This is a genomic window from Candidatus Methanarcanum hacksteinii (assembly GCF_964305265.1).
Classification (GTDB): Archaea; Thermoplasmatota; Thermoplasmata; order Methanomassiliicoccales; family Methanomethylophilaceae; genus Methanarcanum; species Methanarcanum hacksteinii.
On record NZ_CAYATA010000003.1, the window covers coordinates 181,980 to 202,459 of the forward strand.

The 20,480-nt window shown below is 47.6% G+C and carries 21 protein-coding genes and 1 tRNA gene; 11 read left to right on the forward strand and 11 right to left on the reverse strand.

Annotated features, from left to right (window positions below):
- Nucleotides 1-23 precede the first annotated feature (23 nt).
- The 5 genes from ACI2NF_RS05665 to ACI2NF_RS05685 all read right to left on the reverse strand — a co-directional run bounded on the left by ACI2NF_RS05665 (nucleotide 24) and on the right by ACI2NF_RS05685 (nucleotide 4,008).
- Nucleotides 24-428 carry a Zn-ribbon domain-containing OB-fold protein gene (locus ACI2NF_RS05665; protein WP_400148856.1) on the reverse strand — a complete coding sequence of 135 codons (405 nt, stop codon included), beginning with the start codon at nucleotides 426-428 and terminating at the stop codon, nucleotides 24-26.
- Entirely contained in the window at nucleotides 428-1,600 is a 1,173-nt protein-coding gene (locus ACI2NF_RS05670; protein WP_400206540.1) for a thiolase domain-containing protein, read from the reverse strand. Before ACI2NF_RS05670 ends, ACI2NF_RS05665 begins: the two co-directional genes overlap by 1 nt.
- A gap of 4 nt (nucleotides 1,601-1,604) precedes the next feature.
- Nucleotides 1,605-2,657, reverse strand: a complete 1,053-nt coding sequence (locus ACI2NF_RS05675; protein ID WP_400148875.1) for a hydroxymethylglutaryl-CoA synthase — start codon at nucleotides 2,655-2,657, stop codon at nucleotides 1,605-1,607.
- Nucleotides 2,657-3,346, reverse strand: a complete 690-nt coding sequence (locus ACI2NF_RS05680) for a helix-turn-helix domain-containing protein (RefSeq protein ID WP_400146367.1) — start codon at nucleotides 3,344-3,346, stop codon at nucleotides 2,657-2,659. The genes ACI2NF_RS05675 and ACI2NF_RS05680 overlap by 1 nt, the downstream gene beginning before the upstream one ends.
- A gap of 98 nt (nucleotides 3,347-3,444) precedes the next feature.
- Nucleotides 3,445-4,008, reverse strand: coding sequence for a hypothetical protein (locus ACI2NF_RS05685; protein WP_400152228.1), 564 nt, complete (start codon nucleotides 4,006-4,008; stop codon nucleotides 3,445-3,447).
- Nucleotides 4,009-4,145: 137 nt separating this feature from the next.
- Between ACI2NF_RS05685 and acnA the strand changes: the two genes are divergently transcribed.
- From acnA to ACI2NF_RS05705, 4 genes are all read left to right on the forward strand, one after another.
- On the forward strand, nucleotides 4,146-6,773 hold the full coding sequence (acnA, locus tag ACI2NF_RS05690) for an aconitate hydratase AcnA (protein WP_400146364.1): 2,628 nt from the start codon (nucleotides 4,146-4,148) through the stop codon (nucleotides 6,771-6,773).
- 67 nt (nucleotides 6,774-6,840) lie between these two features.
- Nucleotides 6,841-6,913, forward strand: a tRNA-Pro gene (locus ACI2NF_RS05695).
- 732 nt (nucleotides 6,914-7,645) lie between these two features.
- A complete protein-coding gene (locus ACI2NF_RS05700) occupies nucleotides 7,646-8,428 on the forward strand; it encodes a hypothetical protein (protein WP_400210578.1) in 783 nt (260 codons plus the stop codon).
- An 8-nt stretch (nucleotides 8,429-8,436) separates the two neighbouring features.
- Complete coding sequence (locus ACI2NF_RS05705) at nucleotides 8,437-8,679, forward strand: integrase core domain-containing protein (RefSeq protein ID WP_400210580.1); 243 nt, start codon at nucleotides 8,437-8,439, stop codon at nucleotides 8,677-8,679.
- Nucleotides 8,680-8,878: 199 nt separating this feature from the next.
- Here the strand turns inward: ACI2NF_RS05705 and ACI2NF_RS05710 are convergent, their stop codons facing one another.
- Nucleotides 8,879-9,190 (reverse strand): hypothetical protein, encoded by a 312-nt coding sequence (locus ACI2NF_RS05710; RefSeq protein WP_400211207.1) that lies wholly within the window; start codon nucleotides 9,188-9,190, stop codon nucleotides 8,879-8,881.
- Nucleotides 9,191-9,559: 369 nt separating this feature from the next.
- Here ACI2NF_RS05710 and ACI2NF_RS05715 point away from each other — a divergent pair, with 369 nt between their 5' ends.
- Nucleotides 9,560-10,558 carry a tRNA dihydrouridine synthase gene (locus tag ACI2NF_RS05715; RefSeq protein ID WP_400148626.1) on the forward strand — a complete coding sequence of 333 codons (999 nt, stop codon included), beginning with the start codon at nucleotides 9,560-9,562 and terminating at the stop codon, nucleotides 10,556-10,558.
- Between the two features lie 41 nt (nucleotides 10,559-10,599).
- On the opposite strand, the gene ACI2NF_RS05720 is transcribed toward ACI2NF_RS05715, so the two are convergent.
- Entirely contained in the window at nucleotides 10,600-12,153 is a 1,554-nt protein-coding gene (locus ACI2NF_RS05720) for an alanine/glycine:cation symporter family protein (protein ID WP_400148625.1), read from the reverse strand.
- Nucleotides 12,154-12,478: 325 nt separating this feature from the next.
- Between ACI2NF_RS05720 and htpG the strand changes: the two genes are divergently transcribed.
- Nucleotides 12,479-14,389 (forward strand): molecular chaperone HtpG, encoded by a 1,911-nt coding sequence (htpG, locus tag ACI2NF_RS05725; RefSeq protein WP_400148397.1) that lies wholly within the window; start codon nucleotides 12,479-12,481, stop codon nucleotides 14,387-14,389.
- A 36-nt stretch (nucleotides 14,390-14,425) separates the two neighbouring features.
- Here htpG and ACI2NF_RS05730 read toward each other — a convergent pair whose 3' ends face one another.
- Both ACI2NF_RS05730 and ACI2NF_RS05735 read right to left on the reverse strand, forming a co-directional pair.
- Nucleotides 14,426-14,710, reverse strand: a complete 285-nt coding sequence (locus tag ACI2NF_RS05730; RefSeq protein ID WP_400148399.1) for a hypothetical protein — start codon at nucleotides 14,708-14,710, stop codon at nucleotides 14,426-14,428.
- Between the two features lie 42 nt (nucleotides 14,711-14,752).
- Nucleotides 14,753-15,589, reverse strand: a complete 837-nt coding sequence (locus tag ACI2NF_RS05735; protein ID WP_400211208.1) for a carbon-nitrogen hydrolase family protein — start codon at nucleotides 15,587-15,589, stop codon at nucleotides 14,753-14,755.
- Between the two features lie 98 nt (nucleotides 15,590-15,687).
- Here ACI2NF_RS05735 and ACI2NF_RS05740 point away from each other — a divergent pair, with 98 nt between their 5' ends.
- From ACI2NF_RS05740 to twy1, 3 genes are read left to right on the forward strand one after another with little or no spacing between them, the layout of a single operon-like run.
- On the forward strand, nucleotides 15,688-16,371 hold the full coding sequence (locus tag ACI2NF_RS05740; protein ID WP_400211209.1) for a hypothetical protein: 684 nt from the start codon (nucleotides 15,688-15,690) through the stop codon (nucleotides 16,369-16,371).
- A gap of 4 nt (nucleotides 16,372-16,375) precedes the next feature.
- Entirely contained in the window at nucleotides 16,376-17,794 is a 1,419-nt protein-coding gene (locus ACI2NF_RS05745) for a replication factor C large subunit (protein WP_400211210.1), read from the forward strand.
- A gap of 8 nt (nucleotides 17,795-17,802) precedes the next feature.
- Nucleotides 17,803-18,744, forward strand: a complete 942-nt coding sequence (twy1, locus tag ACI2NF_RS05750; RefSeq protein WP_400148407.1) for a 4-demethylwyosine synthase TYW1 — start codon at nucleotides 17,803-17,805, stop codon at nucleotides 18,742-18,744.
- Nucleotides 18,745-18,747: 3 nt separating this feature from the next.
- Here twy1 and ACI2NF_RS05755 read toward each other — a convergent pair whose 3' ends face one another.
- A complete protein-coding gene (locus ACI2NF_RS05755) occupies nucleotides 18,748-19,032 on the reverse strand; it encodes a DUF1294 domain-containing protein (protein WP_400149212.1) in 285 nt (94 codons plus the stop codon).
- Nucleotides 19,033-19,180: 148 nt separating this feature from the next.
- Here ACI2NF_RS05755 and ACI2NF_RS05760 point away from each other — a divergent pair, with 148 nt between their 5' ends.
- A complete protein-coding gene (locus tag ACI2NF_RS05760; RefSeq protein ID WP_400148630.1) occupies nucleotides 19,181-19,405 on the forward strand; it encodes a hypothetical protein in 225 nt (74 codons plus the stop codon).
- A 60-nt stretch (nucleotides 19,406-19,465) separates the two neighbouring features.
- Here the strand turns inward: ACI2NF_RS05760 and ACI2NF_RS05765 are convergent, their stop codons facing one another.
- On the reverse strand, nucleotides 19,466-20,014 hold the full coding sequence (locus ACI2NF_RS05765) for a flavodoxin family protein (RefSeq protein ID WP_400148628.1): 549 nt from the start codon (nucleotides 20,012-20,014) through the stop codon (nucleotides 19,466-19,468).
- A gap of 118 nt (nucleotides 20,015-20,132) precedes the next feature.
- Between ACI2NF_RS05765 and ACI2NF_RS05770 the strand changes: the two genes are divergently transcribed.
- A complete protein-coding gene (locus ACI2NF_RS05770) occupies nucleotides 20,133-20,477 on the forward strand; it encodes a winged helix-turn-helix transcriptional regulator (RefSeq protein WP_400151089.1) in 345 nt (114 codons plus the stop codon).
- The last annotated feature ends 3 nt before the right edge of the window (nucleotides 20,478-20,480 follow it).

The following is a 20,480-nucleotide window of genomic DNA, read 5'->3' on the forward strand; positions in this document are numbered from 1 at the left end:
TTCAATGTCCGACCGTTGTTGGTTCATTTGATCGGCACGAACTTGAAACCGTAATGGATGACACCCGAATCCCCATCCGCATCCAATTTACGGAGTACAGCACGTACGGGCATACCTATCTTCACATCCTCGATGTTCACATCGACCAACTGTGATGATATCATCAATCCATCATTCGTCCTGACCATGGCTACGACGTATGGTTTCTGCATGTTGTTGCAATCAGGCGCCTCATGGATGACCGAGAAGGTGTACACCTCTCCTTCCCTGCAGACCTTGTACGGCTCCATCTTTCCGAGGGATTGCCTCCTGCAATGAGGACACAATGATCTGCTCGGGAAGTATGCCTTTCCGCAAATGGGGCATTTGGTACCCTCAAGGTTGTACCTTCCCGGAATCTCCCTCCACTCTTTAGCTACGGATGACATCAGATCGCCTCCAATATTGAAACGGTGACAGTGGAACCAGTACCTCCGACGCTCTGTGCGAGCCCGTATTTGGCATCCTTGACCTGTCTTCCATCGGCCTTACCTCTGAGCTGATCGACGATCTCAGCGATCTGGGCCACACCTGTCGCACCCAACGGGTGACCGCGTGCCTTGAGACCGCCTGATGTGTTGACCACAAGGTTACCTCCGTTACCGTAAGTAACCTTTCCCTCGAGAACGGCCTTACCGGCTTTTCCCCTTCCGAAGAATCCGAGGTCCTCAAGGGCCATTATGCCTGCCACTGTGTAGTTGTCATGAATTTCTGCTACAGATATGTCCTCGGGTTTGATCCCTGCATATGCGTATGCATCCTTTGCGGCTGCGACCGTTGCACCGAACGATGTGATCGTATCCCTCTGGAAGAGTGCGAGCGTATCGCTCTTCTGTACCACTGCGGACACCTTTGCGTATGCATCGGTGTGCTCCTTTGCCTTCTCAAGAGGACAGAGTACGACAGCTGCCGCACCATCAGAGATAGGTGCACAATCGAATACACCGAGAGGTTCAGCAACACTTCCAGACCTGAGCACTGTCTCAAGTTTGACGGCTTTCCTGAACTGTGCGTTGGGATTTAACGCACCATGTGCATGACCGTTCACTGCCATGGATGCGATCTCCTCTCTCGTAGCGAGACCGTCATTAATCATCCTCTTCGCCATCATCGCATAGAGAGATGCGAATGTTATTCCCATCCCTGCTTCCCATTCAGAATCGGATGTTGTGTCGAGGATGCTGTTGATCGATGCATCATCGAGATCGGTCATCTTCTCCGCACCTGCGACCACGACATAATCCTGAAGTCCTGACGCGACAGCCATGACACCTTCTCTGAATGCCACGCCTCCAGATGCCTCTCCTGCTTCGACACGCGTACATGGGACGTGGTTGGATGCCATACCGGAATAATCGGCTATGAGCGCATCCACGTGCTGTTGGTTGATGAAACGTCCCGCGGACATGTTCCCTATGTACATACCATCGATCTCATTCCCTGCAAGACCTGCATCCTCGATCGCTTTCAATCCTGCTTCGATTCCGATCGATCTGAATGATTTGTTCCAGAGTTCTCCGAATTTGGTGACTCCGACCCCTATTACTGCTACTTCCCTCATCCTATCACTCCGGCAGTGTGATCTTGCCTTTGTACTTGGCATACTGTGCATAATCGAGGTAAACGACATCCTCGAGGATCTTGTCCATCGTGGGCGCGTTCTCCCTCTTGAATTTACTAATCTCATCGGTCACAGTGATATCGAACGCATCGCTTCCTGCTCCAGAACCGTATGAGACGACGAAAATCCTGTCCCCTGGTTTGGCTACGTCAAGTATCGCCGAGAGTCCTAACGGAACAGCCCCGCTGTATGTGTTGCCTATGCTAGGCGTCAACAATCCTCTCTCGATCTGCTCCTCTGTGAATCCGAGCTGTGCAGCCACCCTTGTGGGGAACTTTCCGTTGGGCTGGTGGAATACTGCATAATCATAATCCTCCGCTTTGGTGCCCATTGCATCGAACATCATCTTGGCAGCTGATGTTATATGCCTGAAATATGCAGGTTCTCCTGTGAATCTGCCTCCGTGCTTGGGGTAAGGTTGACCTTCCCTCCTCCAGAAGTCCGGAGTATCGGTGGTGAAACTCAATGTCTTGTTGATCTTCGCGATCACATCCTCCGTACCTATGAGATATGCTGCTCCGCCTGCGGATGCGGAATACTCCAATGCATCCCCGGGTGCGCCCTGTGATGTGTCCGCACCGATCGCCACAGCGTACTTCATCATCCCTGAAAGGACGAGACCAAGGCTCATTTGGATACCTGCTGTACCTGCCTTACATGCGAACTCGAGGTCCGCAGCGGTCATCGCAGGCGTAGCCTCTATCGCCTCAGCGACTATGGTCGATGTCGGTTTTACAGCATACGGGTGCGATTCCGAACCAACGTACACTGCGCCTATGTCCTTAGGGTCCACGAACGGTACCCTTGCCATCATGTTCCTTGCGGCCTCTGTTGCGATAGTGACAACATCCTCATCAGGCGAAGGGACTGACTTTTGATTAATGTACAATCCTTTTCCCATGGACTTGCCATCCACGCCCCAGACTTTCCCGATCTCCTCGGGAAGTATCCTGTTCCTGGGCACATATGCCCCATAACTCACTATTCCTGCTTCCATCATACCCTCTCCGCCATCATCTTCATCTTCGATATGACATCATTAACACCCAAGCTCGTCTCTATCAACGGAACCTTCTCCAATTGTGCCAATTTGATGGCCAAAGGATCGCTGTTGTCGGGCCTTATGTACACGACTGCAGCAGGTGTAAGCGGATGTGCTCTGATCGCCACCATCGGTGAACGTCCGAAATGTACATCCGTAAAGATCAGTGCCCTCTCTATGCTCCATCCGTAGATCTTCATGTAATCAGAGGAATTCAAGGATATTATCGCCTTCAACGAATCGACGACGGTGTATCCGTAGATCTTCTTCTGTATACCGTCATACCCAATGTTCTTTCCAATGATCGTTTTCATGAACTTGCTGAGTTCGATCCCTTCTGGGAACTCGCCCATGTCTATGATACAATCCGGTCTGTCATCGGGCTGATATTTCCTGATGGTCGGGGATCCCGCTGCCACATCGATCTCGATGAAAGCATCGATCATCTTCCTGACCATCTGAACTCCGGGAGATTTCCTTCTCCCGGACTCATAATCACTCACTACGGAATGCGACATCCCGATGGCATCAGCGAGTTGATGTTGGCTTATGCCGAATTCCTCTCTCCATTTCCTGATTGCCTTTCCGGGTTCGGATGACAGGGCGATCTCTCCTGCCATCTTCTCTCTGAGCGCACCTTCCATGAAACGAGAACAATATTGCGTTATATATTATTGACGAATAATTATTTCGTCAAATGTCGTAATTATAGTGTAGAACAGGGCTACACCCTGTGCTACGCTCAACCGGATATCATATGACTGTTATCGTGATAGAACAATGCAAGTGAAACCGATATCGCGATAGGGACTATCGCACTCATCACATTGAGAAGTTCGTTAGGGGTATCCTCGATGAATATCATACATATTGATGATATCGTGACGACCACGACCATGACCATCGATACTATATGGACATCATCCTCCCCTCTAAGGAACATCGTTGCCACGAATGCTATGATGGAGATTATCGATAAGGCTATCAAAATCATCCTTGTGAACGTTATATCCCCTCCGAGGATAGGGTGTGCGATTATGCTGAGGATGAAGATACCAGCACATCCAGCGAGGTGTATCGGACCTTTCTTCTTGTAACCTACTGTCGCATACAGGGCGAGCATCAATGATGATGCAAGGATCAAAAGATAACCAATCAATTCCGATTTCGCACCCTTATCCATGGACGACAGATCGAATCCAATACCCATCATCCCCCATACCGACACAACGATACCGAAAACGATGATCAAGACCTGGATCGGACAGATATGATGTTGACAATTCGAAGAAGAACAACACCTCATGCACACCGTATTAGCGGACTTGTATAAAATTCCCTATCGTGATATCAATGACATCATTGTATGACGTCATTTCTTCCGATAGCTCCCTTAATCATTATAAATAAAACATCCATCACCGAATAAAGAGGTTTGATCCCATGGTCAAGATTAAGGATTGCAGAAAGACGATCGATACGGAAGAAGGAAATGTGACGTACTATAGCCTGAGGGAATTGGAATCACAAGGCCTGATAAAGGATCTGAAGAAGATGCCGTATTCGATAAAGGTCCTCGTAGAATCCTTACTCAGACAAAAGGATGGGAAACTCATAACGGACGATGATGTCGCAACGATAGCATCATGGAACTCCAAGAAGAATGTGGATGATGAGATCCCTTACATTCCGGCACGTGTGCTTCTCCAGGACCTCACAGGAGGTGCTGCGGTCGTAGATCTCGCATCCATGAGGGCTGCCGTCGCTAAGATGGGCGGCGATCCTAAGAGAATCAATCCCCTCGTTCCTGTCGATCTTGTCATCGATCACTCGATCCAAGTCGACTATGCGGGTACACCCGATGCGGAGATGAAGAATGAGGAGTTGGATTTCCAAAGGAACAAGGAGAGATACGCTCTCTTCAAATGGGCACAGAGCTCATTCGACAACTTCCGCGCAGTACCCCCGGGAAAGGGCATCTGCCACCAGGTCAACCTCGAATACCTCTCACCTCTGATTCACTGTGTGAAGAAGGATGGTGTCTTGACCGCATATCCCGATTCGTGCTTCGGTACCGATTCACACACCACGCAGATAGATGGATTGGGAGTCGTAGGATGGGGCGTCGGAGGCATTGAAGCTGAGGCTGTCATGCTCGGACAGCCCTGTTACATGAAATTACCCGACGTCATCGGATTCAGACTCACAGGGAAACTTAGGGAAGGAGTGACAGCGACCGACCTCGTCCTCACTATCGTGGAGATGTTGAGGAGAGTTGGTGTCGTAGGTAAATTCGTTGAATTCTGTGGTGAGGGATACCAGAACCTCGAACTTGCCGACAGGGCGACCATAGCTAACATGGGTCCGGAATACGGTGCGACAATGGGATTCTTCCCGATTGATCAGAAGACCATCGACTACCTCAGACTCTCAGGAAGGGATGAGAAGCACATCGACACCGTGGTCAAATACGCGAAGGAACAGACACTCTGGTATGAAGGCGAAGCTGAATACACCGAGATGTTGGAGCTCGATCTCGCTGATGTATATCCCTCGCTCGCAGGACACAAGAGACCGCAGGACAGGATACCTCTCTGTAACATGAAGACCGCATTCCGTGCGACATTGGACGAACTCGGAGTGAAGGAACAGAAGGAAGCAGATGGGCTCAAGGACGGATTCCTTGCGATAGCATCCATCACGTCATGCACGAACACCGCCAACCCATCGGTGATGATCGCTGCCGGACTCGTCGCGAAGAAGGCATACGAACTCGGATTGAGACCGAAGGAGTACGTGAAGACATCACTCTCGCCTGGTTCGAGAGTCGTCACACAATACCTGAAGGACTCCGGACTCCTCGGATACCTCGAGGAACTCGGATACAACGTTACAGGATACGGATGTATGACATGCATCGGCAACAGTGGCCCGTTGGATCCCGCGATCGTGAAGAAGATACAGGATAACGACCTCGTTGCAGCTGCCATAGCTTCGAGCAACAGGAACTTCGAAGGACGTATCCATGCGAGTGTGAAAGCGAACTATCTCGCATCACCGCCACTCGTCGTTGCATTCTCCATCGCAGGCCGTGTGGACATAGACCTGGGTGCGGAACCCTTGGGTCAATTCGAAGGCAAGGATGTGTTCCTCAAGGACATTTGGCCCTCGGATAAAGAGATCAAAGAGGTCATGGACAGATTCGTCACAAGGGAGACGTTCATCGAACAATATAGTAACATATTCGAAGGTTCGGATAGATGGAAAGCGATCGAGGCACCCGAAGGAGCATTGTTCGAATGGGACGAGGGAAGCACATACATCAGGAACCCTCCGTTCTTCGACGACATGTCCGAAGAACCCGCGATAAAGAACATCGAGAGATCGCATGCACTCGCATCGTTGGGAGATTCTATCACCACAGACCACATCTCGCCCGCAGGTTCATTCTCCGCAACATCTGATGCAGGGAAATATCTGATATCGTTGGGAGTCGAACCCAAGGATTTCAATTCATACGGTTCAAGAAGAGCTAACCACGAGGTGATGGTAAGAGGTACCTTCGCCAACATCAGATTGAAGAACAGGCTCGCACCCGGAACGGAAGGCAGTTGGTCACTGTACGTACCTGAGAACAAGATCGATACGATCTTCGAGACATCCAGGAGATACATCGAGGATAGGACACCACTCATCGTCCTCGCAGGCAAGGAATACGGAACGGGAAGCTCAAGGGATTGGGCAGCTAAGGGCCCGTACCTCCTTGGTGTAAGGGCTGTGATCGCAGAATCCTTCGAAAGGATCCACAGATCCAATCTCGTCGGAATGGGAATAATTCCGTTGCAATTCCGTGACGGACAGAACCTCGAATCACTTGGACTCACAGGTAAAGAGGTGTTCGACATAGAGGTAGAGGGTCTCGAACCCAAATGCGATGTCAAGGTCACCGCTTACAGGGATGGTAAGAAACTCGAATTCTGGACGGTCTGCAGGGTGGACGTACCAGCTGAGGTGGATTACATAAAGAACGGCGGAATCCTTCAGACAGTGCTCAGGAACATGATGTCCTGAGCACCCTAGCCAGAAGGAAAGCGACTGTAGAAACCTTTTATACCAATGACATATTAGGGAGGCTCACGGGCCCTTGGGTTAGCTTGGTATACTTGTGCCTTCGGGAGGCATAGACTCCGGTTCAAATCCGGGGGGGCCCACTCATTCTATGTCTGGCTAAAATTCAATGACCTTTTTGGTAGGTCGTTTCGGGATTTGAACCAAAGGCATTTTTCGACTGTGTATCCCCTGTTTCCATTATTGCCCCGATTTTTACCAACGGACCTGAACCGTTGTTGTCCAGTATCTCGGAATCGAAGTCAATGACATGGTAAAAACAGGTAAAAGATCGGTGAAAAACCCCTGAAAACCCGTATACAACTTTTTGAGTAGGTCTAAAATCGTGTCGAAAATGGTTCACGTTAAAGTTCACTACCCGAAAACTCAAACGTGAACCAAAATGCACAGAAAGGAGGGTTCAAAATACCTCATTTACCCTAATATTGAGAGACGATAAAGCCCATCAGTAGATAGCGGGATGAGACTACTTGAAAGAAGAAATGTCCATTATGTCATACCACATTCAATTAAGCGGTTGAGTCCAATCCGAATTGAAATCTATCCAACTCAAATCTAATTTCGCTTGACCAGGTTTACAGTACATTACACGCTCCATTTCGTAATTGCCTATACTGATTTTTCCATCTGGGATCGACCCGAATGCGAAATAGTCCCTGGCTTCGTTGATGGTTAATCTGTTCAAATACTCAGTGTTTTAGAAAACAATTAACTTGACAAAAAGAAAACAGAAAACAGACGCGAACAAAGTGAGTGTATGTTTTCTGTTTTCTACGAAAAGTTGGTAAGAAGTGGATTCTTTACAGGAAATTGGAATGACCAGAAAGAATCCAGATAAGCGTACAGCGAAGAGACTAAAAAAGCTTGAGGATGAAAGACAGGCGAAAAAGGTCAAAATCTGTCAATATCGCATCAAAGGGGAGTCCTACAGGGCTATAGGGGCGAGATTCGGCATGAGTCATCAAGCCATAGCGAACATCTGCAATCTGCTGCTCGTGGTCGTAAAATCTGCAAGAAAGGTCATCAGACATGGCCCCAGAGGCGGAAGGATAATGACCATCACCAAGGAGGAATACGGCTTCAAGAAAGGTTTCAAGAGCCTCCTGGCCTCAAAGAGGCCAGGGCCGAGACCTGGAGCTACGCCGAAATGCGATGAGATCGAGAAGGCCGTCGTCAAGACGAGGAAGAAGTACGGTTTCCTCGGCGCGGAGAAGATAGGAAGGATCGCCAACGTCGATGCTTCCGCACCGACGGTGAGGAAGACGTTGAGAAGATGCGGATTCGACAATATCACGAAGAAGAAGGGGCAAGCCCGCAAGCGTTTCTGCGCCTCATTCCCCAATGAGATGTGGCAGATCGACTACGTCGATCTCGGAGCTGGAACACACCTACTTTCAGTCATCGATGACCATTCCAGGAAGATCCTCTCGAAGAACATCAGCTATTCATGGACCACGGATGATGTCTTACGCATAATCAAAGAGGCCATCATGGAAATGGAACGCCGAAGATCATCCTCTCGGACCACGGCACCCAGTGGTACTCCACACATGGCGGCAATTCGAGGTTCGATGAGTTCTGTGACGAATACGGGATAGACCATCGCATGGGAGGGATAAGGAGACCCACGACCCAAGGGAAGGTCGAACGCTGGCACGGGAATATCCGTCGTGAGACGGATATCGATAAGACCGACGATATCGAAGAGAAACGTGTCATCCTGTACGATTACATGGATTTCTACAACAGCATCAGGCCTCACCATGCGTTAGGCCTTAGAACGCCGGATGAGGTCTATTACAAGACGGATCTTCCAGAATCCGATCCGATGAAGCTCTTCGTCAATTGATCGTGCACAACATCATCGCGATGCGATAGCGTGAGCTATCGACGGGACATCGAGGATACGCCGACGCCATCTGTTCCTGAGGCGTCGATCTTTAGAGAAAGCCTCTGTTCTCACTCGATGACTACGTCATCTCGTTCGAACAGAGGCTTTCTCTTATCTATAATGAATTCAATCAAGTTTCTGTAAAGTTATCTACTTTCTAAAACAAAATGGAGCCATAATTACTAGAATCATCGGGCGAACCATTGAGTGAACCATCGATATTTGTTGGCTTTTCATCTTCCTTGTATGGATAGTATGTAATAACTATCTTATTTCCAACATACCCGCCATCCGCCGAGCTCTCTCCAATGCCCGCAATTACGAGTGATAGAGGTCCGATTAATAACAAAGCAACAGCAAAAATAGAGAACAGCATAGCTCTAGGTGATCTCTTCCTAAGTACGCGATGCAGATCGAAAACGACAGTTACGTCTCTCTTCGATGACTGTTTCGACATGTTCTCCCTCATGCCCTCTCACACTCCTCTCTATATTTGCCGATTTGTCTATATAGCGTTCGTCAACGTGACGAAAAATTACTATCGAAAGATATCTTATCTTTTTGTAGTATATATTCATTATTTCATTCTACATACTTTTTTAAGTCGCGTTTAGAGAAAAATATAGAATTTTAATATAATAGTAATTTAATTAATAATTATATATTCTATATATTTATTATAATAAAATTAATTACCTAATAAGGAAATAATAACTAATAATTACCCTAAAAATGATAACAAATTCTCGTAATTCGCATTTTATTTTGAAAATCGTAGTCCGTCTTCGACGATTTCCTTCTACATCGCATAATTATAATCGAATCGTATTTCCACCTCGTGGTTTGGAAAATTGGCGATCTTGCTATCGAAGGCACCGCGATACTCGCACCGATGTCAGGTTTCACATCCAAAGGATACAGGGACTTCATGCAACCGTTCGGCGCATCGCTGTCCTTCACGGAGATGGCATCCGACATAGGGATCATCCATGGCGGAAGGCGTACCGCCGAATATATAGAACTCAATGACAACGGCTTGACGGGAGTACAACTCTTCGGTAACGATCCGAATGAATTGTCAGAAGCCGCAGGCATCATCGCCGACAACAATCCCGATGTCGCATTGATCGACATCAACATGGGATGCCCCGTATCAAAGGTCGTCCGCAACGATGCGGGATCGTATCTGATGAGAGATCCGAAGAGATGCGGAGAGATCATCAGAAAAGTGAGATCGAGGATTGACATCCCCGTCACCGCCAAGATACGTCTCGGTTGGAGCGATACAGAGATGAACTTCATGGATGTGATCGACGAACTGCAATCCGCCGAAGTCGATATGATATCCCTCCACGTACGCACAAAGAAGGAAGGATATGCAGGCAAACCCCATTATGAATATGCAGAAGGATTGCGCAAAAGGATGTCCGTTCCACTGGTGATCTCCGGGAACATCTATTCCCTCGATGATGCGATCTCTGCAATGAACATATCAGGTGCAGATGCTGTGATGATCGCACGCGGAGGCGTCGGAAATCCATTCCTCGTAACTCAGGTCGACAGATACTTCAGAACAGGAGAGAGACTCCCAAACCCCACTGTAAGACAACAAGCGGAATGGTGCATCCAACTCATGGAATCCCTCTCAAGGAACATGGATGAAGATACACTCATCAGAAAGATGAGATGCTATGCACCGAAATTCATTGCAGGATGCCACGGTTGCCGTGAACATCGTCTTAAGTTAGCAACGATGACGGACAGTCGCGAATCACTCATACGTATGCTCGATTCCATCGTAGAAGAGATGGGTGACGTACATATCGGTGACCGTTGAACAAAAATAAAGGGAGGTGGAGGGAATCGATCCCTCGAACCTCATTGTTTTGCGCCCCATTCGGTGACGTTGGTGAAATCAAGTCCCTGCTGGTCCAGATTATTGATATCGAACACAGGCTCCTCGATCCCTTCGCTCTTCTGTTTCTTCCAATCGTCCCATGCGACCTTGACGTACTTATAGAGCATGAACAGGGCACCGATGTTACAGATACCCATGACCGCCATGAACACGTCACAGATATCCCAAACGAGATCGATCGGTATGATGCACGCGAAGAACACGACACATGTGATCACTATGCGCAGCCATTGGACCAACTTATGATCATCCTTGATGAATCTCAGGTTGGCCTCGGACATGGAGTAGTATGCGATGAGACTGCTGAATGCGAATACGAACATGAACAATGCAAGCACCCAAAGGATCCAATCCCCGCCGAATGCGTTTGACATCGCTGCCTGAACTGTATCCATCGCCCAACCGCTCTTCCTGTCGCCGTTCATCCATACGCCATCCCAACCGTTCGTCATATTGATACCGTTGGTCATGAACTCTGAAGGAAGACAGCAGAGCACCATGAATGCCGTGACCGAACAAACGATGATCGTATCGACGAACACACCGATGGACTGAATGAGTCCCTGTCTGATCGGGTGAGGTACATCGGCCGATGATGCTACGTTGGGAACGGAACCTATACCGGCCTCGTTGGAGAAGACACCTCTCTTCAGACCCCACATGATACAACTGCCGGCGAATCCTGCGAATATCTGTTTGAAGTTGAAAGCATTCTCGAATATCTGCGTGACAGCCCATCCGATCTGCTCCCAGCCGATTATGATCGCTATGAACCCTATGATCAACCAGATCAATACCATGATGGGAACTATGATCTCCGATGCCATCGCGACCTTCTTCACACCTCCGAAGATGAGGAATGCGGTCATTGCTGCGAATATCAATCCGAGGATGATCGTTATACCATCTATGCCCGACAATGCATCCATCCTCGTGAATGCGGATGCTGAGTTCGCAGCCTGGTTCGCGATGAATCCCACACCGTATGTGACGATGATCCAAAATGCGATGAACAATGCGAACTTGCGGTTCTTCAATCCTTTCTTGATGTAATATGCCGGACCTCCGTGGAAGTTACCGTCGGACTTCTTCTCCTTGAAGATCTGTCCTAACGTACATTCTACGAATGATGTGGCCGCACCCAATAATGCGAAGATCCACATCCAGAAGATGGCTCCTGCACCACCCATGATGATGGCGGATGTCACACCTGTGATATTTCCTACGCCGACACGTGCCCCCATTCCGACACAGAATGCCTGGAATGAGGAGATCATGCTATTCTTGTCCCTTTTACCCTTATCGATGTTGGCCATCGGGTTGATGTACTTCACCTGATCCTTGATGTTCGTGAACTGTATGCCTTTGAACTTCCATAGGAACAGTAACGCACCAGCGATGATGAAGACGAATCCGACGTACCAAATGTAGACATCAAGATAATTGTTGACGAACACGTCCACCGGTTCTAGGGCGTCCGTGATCGTCTGTTGTATGTCTTTCAACCAGCTCATTATATCACACTTTCAATCCGAACTGTTGTTCGGATCACAGGCTGCATGTCTGTCGATTTTGACGTGACATGTACCTGACCGATGATGTCTGAACGACACGGTATTTAATAAATGTTGTTTTTTTGGACAAAAACTATTACATTTTGTTATTTATTAGACAAAATACCATGTCATCCATATTATGAATGCTCATTTTGTCTAAAATATTACTTAATTTATTCTTTATGTAATTTATAGAACAAATGTATGTTCTATATCACTAATTACTTTTATATAGAAGTTTTAACACTTAGCATATCCATCAGACTGAAGGAGTGGTTCCAATATGGCAAAGAAACAATTCAAAACGGAATCGAAACGTATTTTGGATCTGATGGTGAATTCCATCTACACTCACAAGGAGATCTTCCTCCGTGAGATCATCTCTAACGCATCAGATGCTATCGACAAGATGAACTTCAAAGCGATGACCGATGAATCCCTTGGACTCTCGAAGAAGGATTTCAGGATCGATGTCGTCATAGACAAGGATGCAAGGACGATCACCGTCAAGGACAACGGTATCGGTATGACACAGGACGAGATGGAGAAGAATCTCGGTGTCATCGCCCACAGCGGCTCATTGGATTTCAAGAATGAGAATGGGGACAAGAAAGGTGCTGATTCCATCATCGGTCAGTTCGGTGTCGGATTCTACAGCGCATTCATGGTATCCGATAAGGTCACCGTTGTATCGAGACCTGTCGGCAGCGATGTCGCATACAGGTGGGAGAGCTCCGGCGCCGATGGATATTCCATCACCGAATGCGAGAAGGACAGCTACGGTACAGATGTGATCATGCACATCAAGCCCGATGAGAAGGATGAGGAGTACAGCGAATTCCTCGAATCCTACAGGATACAAGAACTCATCACCATGTATTCGGATTACGTCCGTTGGCCTATCCACATGATGGTGGAGGAAGGAGAATGGAAAGAGACCGGAGAGAAGGATGAGAAAGGTAATCCGAAGAGGGAATACGTCACAAAAGAGGTCGACAAGGTCATCAACAGCATGGTACCCATCTGGCAGAAGAACAAGAAATCCGCAACTGATGAGAAATGCAAGGAATTCTACAAGACCAAATTCCATGACTTTGAGGATCCCATCTCCGTCATCCGTGTGAATGCCGAAGGATTGGTGTCATACAAAGCGATGCTGTTCATCCCCAAGAGGGCACCATACGACTTCTATTCAAGGGATTACGAACCGGGACTCCAGCTGTATTCCAATGGTGTGCTCATCATGGACAAGTGTGCTGATCTGCTCCCATTCTGCTTCCGTTTCGTGAAGGGTGTCGTGGACTCACAGGACTTCTCATTGAACATCTCGAGGGAAGTACTTCAGCATGACAGTCAGCTCAAAGCGATCGGAGAGAATCTCAAGAAGAAAGTGAAAGCCGAATTGCTCCGCATAATGAAGGATGAACCCGAGACATACAGGGAGTTCTACAAGAGCTTCGGACGTCAGTTGAAATATGGTGTCGTAGAGGACTACGGAAGGAACAGGGAGTTCCTCCAGGATCTTCTGATGTTCACATCATCCGAAAAGGATGAACTGATCTCACTCGACCAATACGTTGATGCGATGCCTGAGGGACAATCCAACATCTACTACGTCACAGGAGAATCCATCCAACAGGCTAAGAACATGCCTCAGACCGAACAGGTGCGTGACAAAGGATACGATATCCTCGTACTCACCGAGGATGTGGATGAGTTCGTGATGAAGACACTCGCAGAGTACAGGGAGAAGAGGATGTGCAATGTTACATCCGATGACCTTGGACTCGAGACCGAGGAAGAGAAGAAGGATGCTGAGCAGAAGGAGGAGGAATATAAGGGCCTTCTCGATTTCGCAAAAGAGGCACTCGACGGAAAGGTCTCATCCGTAAGGATATCTCACAAACTGAAGAATCATGCAGTACTTCTTACAAGCGAAGGTCACATCACACTCGAGATGGAGAAATACTTCGCGGAGATGCCCGGTTCCGAGGATGAGAAGATGAAGGCACAGCGTGTCCTTGAACTCAACGCCTCGCACCCTGCGTTCAACGCATTGAATGATGCCTTCCTGAATGACAAGGAGAAGGCGAAGGATCTCATCAAGATCATGTATGCACAGGCATCGATCATGGCAGGATTGCCGTTGGACGATGCTGTCGGATACTCCGATCTCGTCTTCAAACTGTTCTGAATGAGGATGGGGCCTCAAGGCCCCGTCATCCATCATTCATGCCGTTATCGGCATGACGTTGTCCTTGGGGCGGTATCTGTAATAGAGTATGACATCGAACAGGACGAGAGCGAAATCCAATATGTAGAAGTATATCACATAGTTGATCTCGTCCATGACGATCTTGTTGATGAATCCGAAGAGATATCCTGCCAACACGATGTAGGAGAACAGGATGCTCTTACCTTCAGTCCTCTTCGTTCTTAATTGTTTAATTATGGAAAAAGGCCATGCGGTCGCAAAACATAGTAGCATCAATATCTCGAATATGCTATCTATCATGATTCCCTCTGAGCCCGCTCACTCAGAGGGATGATATAAGGATTATTCCAAAATAGCTCCGGTGTAAGCGCAGGTCTTCTTGTGCTCCCCGTTACCGGATTCGCTCTTGACCCTGATGCATTCACCGAATACCAGATCAGGCAGGATCATCCTGTTCTTCTTCGCTTCCTTAAGCATCTCGGTATCGACTTCCAACACCCTGACGTCACTGCTCTCTGTGCATCCTTCGATGATATTTCCATCAGGTCCGATGAATTTGCTCCTGCCTATGAGATTCACACCGCAATCCGGACCAACCATGTTGCAGAGGATGACAGGCAACGAATTCTCTGAGGCCCTTGACCTCACTATGCTGTCGAATCTGTTCATCTGCGATTCGGTGAATGCGGAGATACATATCAGAAGATCTACGTCGTTCTCCGCATAGTATTTGTATAATTCTGTGGAGAGGAGATCGTATCCTACGGAGATACCGATCTTCGTTCCCATGTGATCGATGATCATCGGCTGGTTGCCTGTGGAGAAGTATTCTTTCTCATCGAACGCACCATCATTGCTGAGGATCATCTTCTTATAGGTGTTGATATCCCTCCCGGTTATGTGCAATGCACAATCGTAGATCTTACCGTCGATCTCCCTCGGACAGCCTACGATGATCGCACACCCTCTGTTCACAGAGAGCTCAGAAAGCTTCGAAACTATCTTAGTATCCAACACATCGACGGTCATCTCCTCCTTCTTTCCCGTGTATCCGGAGCAGAACATTTCCGGCAGGACGAATATGTCCGATTCGACATTGTTGATCCTCATCCTGGCCTTGAAGAAGTTGACAGTGGGATCGTTCATCAATCCCCTCGATTGCACAAGCGTAATCCTCATGCGTACGCACATGACTTCTGGAGTATTAAAGGGACAGTATCGCAGATGATACTTCCCAAGGACAGAGATTAATAAGCTATGTCGTCATTGGGTCAGGTATGTCTCAGGTGTCGGTCAAATGTCCTAAATGCGGGAACCTATGCACATTCCGTGATGGAAAGGTGTTCGGATATTGTAACAAATGCGGTTCCAGCATCGAACGTGATGTCGTCAATAACGTCAAAGCGTATGACAGATCCTCAGAGACGGATGAATCATTGATCATGGCCTACGACAGAGCTAATGCATGTGCTATGCTCAAGATACCAACAAGGGAAAGATTCGATATCGAAGGATTCAACTTCGAGGTCGAGAGGATAATGGATAATCTGATCGTATTCAACGAGATAATGACCGACATCTATGATTCCTTGCCATCCATGGACTTCGACAGGAGGAAACGTGTCTGCGAAGTATGCTACGATCTCATCGACCGCGTATGTAAACAATACGAGGATTTCATCACCGAATACGAGGACTATGGCGTGAAGGAGATCCTCTCGGAAACATCCAAAAGATATACTGAACTCGAGAATCAACTCTCATCCGAATTCTCCAAGGTACAATCCAAGGCATTGAAGGAACTGTGGAAGGGGAGAGAGGGCGAGTATGCTGAATTGCAGAAAAAGCTCGAAGAGGCGAAGATGCATAAGAAATCGATACCTCTGTTCAATCTCAATGCGAATTGGGAAGCCGACAACGAGATATCAGATATAGAACGTAAACTGAATGGTATAGAGTGAGAACATGTCGCTGGATTGGACAGAGAAGTACAGGCCAAGGTCATTGAAAGATGTACTAGGGAATCCTGGTCCTGTGAGCGATCTGAGGGCATGGGCCGAGTCATGGGATAAGGGCATACCGAAGAAGAGGGCTGTTGTGCTGATAGGCACACCGGGTGTCGGTAAGACCACTTGTGCCGAAGCGCTAGCGAACGAGTACGGTTGGGGATTGATCGAGATGAATGCCTCTGACCAACGTACCGGCGAGGCCATAAGGTCCGTAGCACTGAGAGGCGCATACTCCAATACATTCTCCGATAGCGGCGAATACCTCAACACGAAGGATGGGGGAAGGAAACTCATAATATTGGATGAGGCCGATAGTCTCTTCGGCAATGCAGATCGCGGAGCCGTACCTGTTATCGCAGAGTTGATCAAACAGACGAAGCAGCCTGTGATATTGATAGTGAATGATTTTTATGGATTGAGTAGAAAATCATCTGCCATCAAGACCGATACATTACAATTGACGTTCAAGAATCCTCCGACGAGAACGATAGTGAAGGCACTGAAGAGGATATGCATATCAGAGAAGGTAGACATCACAGATGGTGCTTTGGAGAATATAGCGAAGAACTCCAACGGGGACATACGTGCAGCCGTGAGGGATCTGGAATCCTTAGCTCTCGGAAAATCCAAGGTTACCGTAGAGGATACCGAAGAATTATCGGGCCGTATCGTGAAGAAGAACATGTATGACCTCATGAAAGTGATATTCTGGAATGCGGATGCGATAAAATCCAGAGAGATGGTCCGTGATATCGATGAGGACCCCAACATGGTCATGCTTTGGGTGGATGAGAATCTCCCCCGCCAATACATCGATCGCGGAGATCTTTACAGAGGGTATGGTAAACTCTCGAAGGCGGACATCTTCCTTGGGAGGGTGAACAGACGCCAATACTACGGCATGTGGTCCTATGCATTGGATATGATGACATCGGGAGTATGTGTTGCGAGGATGACCAATAAGAAGAGTAGCGATTGGTTCAAGAATCCTGCATATCTCACAAAACTATCAAGATCGAAAGGCATACGCCAGACGAAGGACGTCGTATGTCAGAAATTGGCCGACCATCTGCACACATCGACGAAGAGAGTGGCGTTGGATGTCTTGCCGCCATTGAGATTGATGCTGGAGAAGGACCCTGAGTTGAGAGCGATGTTGGTCAGGGATGCGGACCTTGATGCAGATGACCTTGCATTCCTTCTGAATTCCAAAGTGGATTCTACGGAAGTGAAGGATGCACTCAATGAAGCGATGTCAATGAAAGAGAAGAGAATACATCCGAAGGGCCATGACTCCGAAGAGAAAGCTGAGGACGTGCCTAAAGAAGAGAAACCTCAACCCAAGAAGGGACAGAAGAGCCTGTTCGAATTCTGAGTGATCGTATGGATGAGAGTTATCGTAATTTACTGATCAAACAACAATACAGATTGTACAATGACCACGCAGCAGTCAAACTCTGCCATTGGATGAAGGAATCGATGATCAGACAGAGGACGTGCTACAAACATGATTTCTATGGAATCGATAGCCACAGGTGCCTTCAGATGACGCCTGCCATAAACGAATGCTCTCACATGTGTCAATTCTGCTGGAGAGTTCAGGAGAAGGATTTCAAGGTCAAGGATTGGGCAGAACCTAAGGAGATGTTAGACAATCTGATCGCACAGCAGAGGTTATTGATATCAGGTTTCAACGGCGACTCAAGGGTCTCGAAACAGATGTTCAAGGAGGCCAACGAACCGAATCAGGTAGCGATATCGCTTGCCGGAGAACCGATAACGTATCCATATCTCTCAGATTTCCTGAAAGAATGTCATAGGCGCAAGATGACGACATTCCTTGTCACCAACGGTACATATCCCGAAAGACTCATGGAATTGGACGAGCTTCCTATGCAGCTATACGTCACCGTGGCAGCTCCGAATGAGGAGATATACAAGAAGGTCTGCAGGCCGAAGATAAGTGATGGGTGGCAAAGGATAATGGAAACCTTGGAATGCCTGCCATCGCTCGACACCAGAACGGTGGTAAGACACACTCTTGTCAAGGACCTTAACTTCGGTTGGGTTGACGATTATGCAAGATTGGATTCCATCGCAAGACCGGATCTGATAGAACCGAAGGGATATGTATTCGTTGGCGGTTCGAGGATGAGGCTCTCGATGGACAATATGCCCTCATTCGATGAGATAAGACAATTCTCACAGGAACTCGGTTCCAAGGTCGGCATGGAGATAATAAAGGAGAAAGCGGACAGCCGTGTCGTCCTCCTCGGTACTCCGGGAATGGAAACGAACGTGAGGAAGATACACGGCTGGGATTGAATCCTATAGCAAGATGATGCATGCGATCAATATCACGTGTATTGCGAGAAAAATATAGTTCAATTTGAACTTGACCTTCTGCGTCTTGTGATGTGCATAATGCATACCGATGACCGCACCGAAAGGAGCGATCAATCCCGATATCAAGAGAGTGTTCTCGGTTATCCTCCACTTGTTGTGTTTCGCTTTGTATTTGTCGATGTTGTACAACATGAATGATACCACATTCAGAACGACGTACACTATCAGTATGGGCAACATATAATCTGTCATTTGGATCGCGACCATCCGTTATACTCCGACAGAACGGTCATCGGATAAAAATTGATTTCTGACGATTGATGCAAATATCGTAACAATTAGTGATATCTTCCACATTCCTAATAGTTAAGTATATAAATGTAAATAACCAATTTATATACTGAGGTGATAAAGAATGTCAGCAAGTGACCTGGTGATAGGTATCGTGAAGTTACTAATCAGCCTTGTGATCATGGTCATCATCGGCCTGATTTTCTTCCTCATTATCGCATTCGTTGTGAAATGGGCAGGAGAGCTGATCTTCGGATCAGGTTCAGTAGATGCATTGACGTGTATGATCGCTGCAGCGATTCTATCCGCAGGTATGCTCATCGGCGGTGGAGCCGGTATGAGAGAATGATCGATAAAGGATCATCCTAAAAATTCATAAAAGGGGGCATTGAACCCCCGATTTATTTTATCAAAGTTTTTGACCCAATGCCTTGGCCTCATCCATTATCTCTTTGTTCTCGGATGCTGCCGTCGGTTCCATCAGGCCGCCACGTACGATCTTTCCGACCACATTTCCTTTGAAGAAGTTGGTCCATTCGCCTTCGATGGCATCTGCGATCCTGTTGGCACCGTCGAGTCCTGAACCGCATGTCACAACGATCGCCACCTTCTTGCCTGCTGCTATGTTAGGAATGAAATCCCCGCCGAGGAAACTGAAACATCTGTCCTCGAACATCCTGTACTGTGCTGTAGACTGCGAGAAGTAATCCGGTGTTGCAAGGATTATCGAATCCGCTTCCCTTACGGCGTCGAGTACTTCGATCATATCGTCCTTCACGACGCACTTGCCTGCCTTCTTACAGCCGTAACAGCTCTGACAGCCTCTAGCCTTGAGCTGATTCAGTTTGAATGTCTTGATCTCATTGCCCTTTGCTTTGGCCTCGTTGGCGATCGCCTCTGCGATTGCTTCAGAATTCCCTTTTCTCGGTGAACCGAGAATGACCACTGTAGATGTCATATGATACACCCCATGGTGCATAGCTTTCCCTATGCATCTACTCCATCATATTATTTTGAGTATAAATTACATTTGATTACTTGATTACATTTTAATATCTAATTACATATCTGTAATCATGGATGGACCAAGATATGACTGCGCCATAGATGCTGCGATGTCCGTTTTCGAAGGAAGGTGGAAGACGGTCATCATATGTCTCCTTGCCAACAACGGCCCTATGCGTTTCAATCAATTATTGAAGAGGATCGATGGCGTATCATCCAGGATATTGACGAAACAACTCAGAGAACTCGAGAATGATAATATCGTCAAAAGAGATGTCGATACCGACACATCTTTGAAGGTCGAATATTCCTTGACACCGAGAGGGGAGACCCTCCTACCTGTTATGAGGGCCATAGCCGAATGGGGCCTGAAGAACATGTTCCCCTACAGAGTTATCATCGACGATCTTACCTGAAAC

Bases quoted from the DNA above. Each gene is read 5' to 3' on its own strand.
- ACI2NF_RS05665 (WP_400148856.1), bottom strand. From the start codon at position 428: ATGTCATCCGTAGCTAAAGAGTGGAGGGAGATTCCGGGAAGGTACAAC.
- ACI2NF_RS05670 (WP_400206540.1), bottom strand. From the start codon at position 1,600: ATGAGGGAAGTAGCAGTAATAGGGGTCGGAGTCACCAAATTCGGAGAA.
- ACI2NF_RS05675 (WP_400148875.1), bottom strand. From the start codon at position 2,657: ATGGAAGCAGGAATAGTGAGTTATGGGGCATATGTGCCCAGGAACAGG.
- ACI2NF_RS05680 (WP_400146367.1), bottom strand. From the start codon at position 3,346: ATGGAAGGTGCGCTCAGAGAGAAGATGGCAGGAGAGATCGCCCTGTCA.
- ACI2NF_RS05685 (WP_400152228.1), bottom strand. From the start codon at position 4,008: ATGAGGTGTTGTTCTTCTTCGAATTGTCAACATCATATCTGTCCGATC.
- acnA (WP_400146364.1), top strand. From the start codon at position 4,146: ATGGTCAAGATTAAGGATTGCAGAAAGACGATCGATACGGAAGAAGGA.
- ACI2NF_RS05700 (WP_400210578.1), top strand. From the start codon at position 7,646: ATGACCAGAAAGAATCCAGATAAGCGTACAGCGAAGAGACTAAAAAAG.
- ACI2NF_RS05705 (WP_400210580.1), top strand. From the start codon at position 8,437: ATGGGAGGGATAAGGAGACCCACGACCCAAGGGAAGGTCGAACGCTGG.
- ACI2NF_RS05710 (WP_400211207.1), bottom strand. From the start codon at position 9,190: ATGAGGGAGAACATGTCGAAACAGTCATCGAAGAGAGACGTAACTGTC.
- ACI2NF_RS05720 (WP_400148625.1), bottom strand. From the start codon at position 12,153: ATGAGCTGGTTGAAAGACATACAACAGACGATCACGGACGCCCTAGAA.
- htpG (WP_400148397.1), top strand. From the start codon at position 12,479: ATGGCAAAGAAACAATTCAAAACGGAATCGAAACGTATTTTGGATCTG.
- ACI2NF_RS05730 (WP_400148399.1), bottom strand. From the start codon at position 14,710: ATGATAGATAGCATATTCGAGATATTGATGCTACTATGTTTTGCGACC.
- ACI2NF_RS05735 (WP_400211208.1), bottom strand. From the start codon at position 15,589: ATGAGGATTACGCTTGTGCAATCGAGGGGATTGATGAACGATCCCACT.
- ACI2NF_RS05740 (WP_400211209.1), top strand. From the start codon at position 15,688: ATGTCTCAGGTGTCGGTCAAATGTCCTAAATGCGGGAACCTATGCACA.
- ACI2NF_RS05745 (WP_400211210.1), top strand. From the start codon at position 16,376: ATGTCGCTGGATTGGACAGAGAAGTACAGGCCAAGGTCATTGAAAGAT.
- twy1 (WP_400148407.1), top strand. From the start codon at position 17,803: ATGGATGAGAGTTATCGTAATTTACTGATCAAACAACAATACAGATTG.
- ACI2NF_RS05755 (WP_400149212.1), bottom strand. From the start codon at position 19,032: ATGGTCGCGATCCAAATGACAGATTATATGTTGCCCATACTGATAGTG.
- ACI2NF_RS05760 (WP_400148630.1), top strand. From the start codon at position 19,181: ATGTCAGCAAGTGACCTGGTGATAGGTATCGTGAAGTTACTAATCAGC.
- ACI2NF_RS05765 (WP_400148628.1), bottom strand. From the start codon at position 20,014: ATGACATCTACAGTGGTCATTCTCGGTTCACCGAGAAAAGGGAATTCT.
- ACI2NF_RS05770 (WP_400151089.1), top strand. From the start codon at position 20,133: ATGGATGGACCAAGATATGACTGCGCCATAGATGCTGCGATGTCCGTT.